The 3883-nt window shown below is 44.4% G+C and carries 6 protein-coding genes; 2 read left to right on the top strand and 4 right to left on the bottom strand.

What is annotated here, in order from left to right; all coding sequences use genetic code 11:
- The 4 genes from ACO0KY_RS19435 to ACO0KY_RS19450 form a co-directional block, all read right to left on the bottom strand.
- The coding region (locus tag ACO0KY_RS19435; RefSeq protein WP_423048860.1) for a DUF6404 family protein at positions 1–150 on the bottom strand (150 nt) is incomplete at its 3' end.
- Positions 151–308: 158 nt separating this feature from the next.
- Positions 309–881 (bottom strand): nucleotidyltransferase family protein, encoded by a 573-nt coding sequence (locus ACO0KY_RS19440; protein WP_423048850.1) that lies wholly within the window; start codon positions 879–881, stop codon positions 309–311.
- A gap of 61 nt (positions 882–942) precedes the next feature.
- Positions 943–1386 (bottom strand): hypothetical protein, encoded by a 444-nt coding sequence (locus ACO0KY_RS19445; protein ID WP_423048852.1) that lies wholly within the window; start codon positions 1384–1386, stop codon positions 943–945.
- Positions 1387–1559: 173 nt separating this feature from the next.
- Positions 1560–2186: a hypothetical protein gene (locus tag ACO0KY_RS19450; protein ID WP_423048854.1), complete on the bottom strand. Its 627-nt coding sequence runs from the start codon at positions 2184–2186 to the stop codon at positions 1560–1562.
- Positions 2187–2467: 281 nt separating this feature from the next.
- Between ACO0KY_RS19450 and ACO0KY_RS19455 the strand changes: the two genes are divergently transcribed.
- Both ACO0KY_RS19455 and ACO0KY_RS19460 read left to right on the top strand, forming a co-directional pair.
- Complete coding sequence (locus ACO0KY_RS19455; protein WP_423048856.1) at positions 2468–3217, top strand: phosphoribosyltransferase; 750 nt, start codon at positions 2468–2470, stop codon at positions 3215–3217.
- A gap of 386 nt (positions 3218–3603) precedes the next feature.
- On the top strand, positions 3604–3883 hold a 280-nt coding region (locus ACO0KY_RS19460), incomplete at its 3' end, for a hypothetical protein (RefSeq protein ID WP_423048858.1).

Raw genomic sequence — 3883 nt, forward strand, 5'->3', positions numbered from 1 at the left:
ATTGGTAAAAATGCCACCAAAATGCGGCGGTGGTATATCAATTCCGACTCGCCACAACAGACGCACGAGAGGTGGTGCATAGTTACTTCGTGAAATACCGATGGATTCCAGTAGCTTTAACGCCGCGTCTCGTTTTCTTGAGCAGTTCATTGGTGAGTCCTGAAAATTATATTAAATAACAACATTAAATCATTGGCCTATCCTGCCACATAGAAATTAGCAAAGCAATATCATGAGAAAGAAATGGTCAAGCGACCGTTATATTGGCCGTTACCGCCCAATCGGTTGGCGACCAGTAAGCACTTCACCTAGTTGCTGCATTCAGGGGCATTCACTGTGCGCATAACGCGAAGCCACGGCCAGCGAGAGCGATACGATGCCACCTTCGCATCGAACAGCTCAATATGTGGCGTCAATGAGTTCGAGGTGAGTATGCCGTCGTAAAGCATTTGCAGCCCGTTTGGCGCATAAAGTGAATTTGGATTAATTCCGACACAGGTAGCGGAGATTAGAAAACGGTCAATTCCGCTACGCGCATTGTCTAGTTGTTGATAAGGATGACCGAAATATGATTCGTACCAAGTGTGGACTCGTGCTTGGTTCGAAACTTCAATTGGAACGCCCAAGTCAAGTAGGACTTCATCAACACGTGCTTGTACGCTCCGCTCACCTTCTTCGCTCAAATCGCCGCCATCGAAATAAAACAAATCATAGTCCTTGATATCAGCCTCCGGCGTGCGCCCAGCCTGTAAATTCCATAACGTCTGGAATAGACAGCCAGCAACTAACCAACCGTCCGGAAGGGCCAAGGCGTCCCAGCGCTCAAGGATTGTGCGATTGTTGTAGTTGGTCAGTATGTCGTTACGAAATCGTTCTTGCATAAATCTTTTCCGAAAATAGATGAGCTAGAGCGTGAACGTCAGGTATTGGCCGAATTCGGAATCACCATTTGGCTTCATACGCATCAATAAGCTTTTGCAGATGTGTCCGCTCTTCGTCCGAGATTGCATTTCCTTGGTCAACCAAAATGCCGTTGACGACATAGTATTCGGTATCGTCACGGACATGGCCACGTTTAATAATGCGTTTATAACTCGAAGAATATCTACGCACAATTTCCGAAATGGTGACGACGCCAGAAGCCTTGAGCGCCTCATCTAGGCGCACTTTCGACTCCAAATCCCAATGACTTGTTTCTTCTATAGTATCGTTGGCGGCTTGACGTAGCCCAATAAGCGCCTTTGATTTTCCAAATTTCTGGACAATTTTCTCAATGGTTTTGGCGGGATGAATCTCAGCGTCAGGACCAACCTTCCAAACAATTGTTGAGAAGACCCCCACATAGGCTAGCAACTCTTTGTATTCATTATCACGCTCAGGTGTCATCGTAATTCTCTCAATATGCGAAGGTCCGCTACTGGCCGGTAACGGTCATTCAGAACTCTAACTCATCTGACACCTCGTGTCAGGTCAAATCTGAGCTAGTACAATTTAGGGTATCTCGTAAAGCACTCTGAGATGTGCATTTTCGTGCACTTGCACGCATCGGCGGTATGTCTCTATTTAACTGATTGCAAGGTGTCGATTCGTTCATCAGAGAGTTGACGAATTTTCGCTGTAATGATGGTCGAGTCCTCTTCCTTGATTCCGTCTAAAACTTGCTTGGCCTCTTCGAATCTGCCTAGTTGCCGCAGTATTTCTGCTCTCTCAGTGGGATATTCGATCATGCAGCGATCATGCAAATCTGATAGCGCCAGCAAGTTCTGCTTTGAAAACGCATCAGAAAACAAAGGGGTTTTACGGCACGGAGATCCATCAGAGCGTAAGCGTAGGTGATCGTTTCCTTTTCGCCAAATTTTTCGTCTGACGATAGATTCCTGTCCCGCTGTTAAGGTCACGGAACCGTTCAATATAGTCAACCAATCTCCAATGGTCGGCGTATCGCATTCAACTGCGTTCTCTACATTGTTAGGAATACCAAGCCAATTAGTTTCTATTTCTTTTTTCTGTTCCTTTTTCTTTCTACCTGAAAGCACATCCATCGCATGCGAAAAGCGACTGACTTTTTCTTTTTTTTCAGGTGCGAATTCCAAGACTTTTTCAGCATCCTTTTTCCAAAACGGATTGTTGCATAAAGGGCATTGTAGTAGTGGTGATTTGACGTTTTCGTATCCAGCATTTGTCACGCCATCTGTCCATACTCTCAGGTCACTTTCACGAAAACTATATGAGGATAGTTGGCATTGCAGTAAGTGCCAGTTACATGAGGGGCAGCGGATAACCATTGGTTGTGCGAATCGTGTCATTGCGTAAGCTTCATAGTAGAATTTATTTTTAATATATACTAATTGGCAATTTTACTATTATTAATATCAAATAAGTGCTCAAGAACATGATGTGGTGGGAATATTGATTCCAATTGGCTCCGGTCAGGGGCGATGACAGTCCTTAAATTAATGCAGCCTTTGTGAACAACCATTCCTATTTTCAGCAAAAAGAAAGGCCGCTAGTCCTGATCGGTAGCAGGATAGGAGGGCTCGCAGGCAATTCTCATTTTCGTGCTGCCAAGACGGGTGACGATCTTGCAGCAGTTTTCCTTATTCAAGAGCTGCTTGCACAGTCGTTCATTGATGAAATTCAGGGCGCAATTAAGGGCATGGATGTCATCATTCAACCTGTCCTTGGGACGGAGAAGGGCTGCGATAATAAAATACCGCTGGCGCTGTCAGTTAAAATCTCAAGCACTCTTGGCGTCGATCAAGGTTTGGAGATAGTTCAATCGACCGTTTCGCAGCGATCTTCTGCCAATGGAATAGACCGACTCTTCACGCGCCCATCGTTCGACGGCGATGTAGAAGCGGGGCGCAATTATTTTATTGTCGATGACACGCTTAGCCAGGGTGGCACGGTTGTTTCTCTCATTAATTTTATCGAGTCACATGGGGCGAATGTCGTCGGCTGTGCCGTTTTGTCCGGCAAACAGTACAGTGCGCAATTATCTCTGAGCATTCATACACTGGAGGCCTTACGTGAAAAATATGGAACCATCGAGTCTGAATTCAAATCCACAACCGGATACGGATTCGACGCTCTTACAGAATCAGAAGCACGGTACATCTCCAAAATCAATTCGCTTGAAGCCTTCAGAGATCGCATCGCTGAGGCTGAGGATGAAGGTATCAGCGAAGCAAATGAAGGAAATGCTATTCGATCGTAAGTAAACGATCTAGAGCCTATTGAACATTCGAGAAGCCAAAGTGCTAGTTCGTTAGACGCTGGTACTTTTGTGATTGGCTGTTGTATTGGTTGGTGGGGGTTCCGTTCATGCAACTACGGCCCCGCTTATACTCGGGCATAGCATCAAAGACACGACATAGCGCCTTCTCATTATCAGTCGGCCGTGCAATAAAAGAGTCGATATTTGGCCAATTGATGAACGTCCGCCCTAAGACGAAAAATTCGACAGCATCATTTCTTCATTCGTGTTCAATAACGACCGAATAGTCTTTTGGCTGAGATTTAGAAGAATAAATTATATTGATGATGTTGAATATTTAAACGAATTAATAAATTCAGATTTTTAATTTTATGAAAAATTAAGTAATGTTAAAGAAGATAACTATATTTATCAGTTGCGCATTTATTTGCTTAATTGCATACAAAGTGCTCTTGCTTACAGACTCGAGTTCGCCTGAACGTCAGTCGTATCTGGGGCCGAACCGTTCAGTTGAACACAGCAGGTGGTGGCTTGGTAACGATCAGCCCAGAGTATTTAAATTAAATAATGAGCTGATATTAGCTATTCCATCGGAATATCAACGTTTTTCACCACAGGATTCTCGGGTGATTCGAAAAACAAAAGATATGGATTTATCTAAGCTCT

The organism is Undibacterium sp. Dicai25W, assembly GCF_049340505.1.
GTDB classification, from domain to species: Bacteria; Pseudomonadota; Gammaproteobacteria; order Burkholderiales; family Burkholderiaceae_D; genus Undibacterium; species Undibacterium jejuense.

Coding starts and splice junctions, on each gene's coding strand:
- ACO0KY_RS19440 (WP_423048850.1), bottom strand. CDS start 881: ATGCAAGAACGATTTCGTAACGACATACTGACCAACTACAACAATCGC.
- ACO0KY_RS19445 (WP_423048852.1), bottom strand. CDS start 1,386: ATGACACCTGAGCGTGATAATGAATACAAAGAGTTGCTAGCCTATGTG.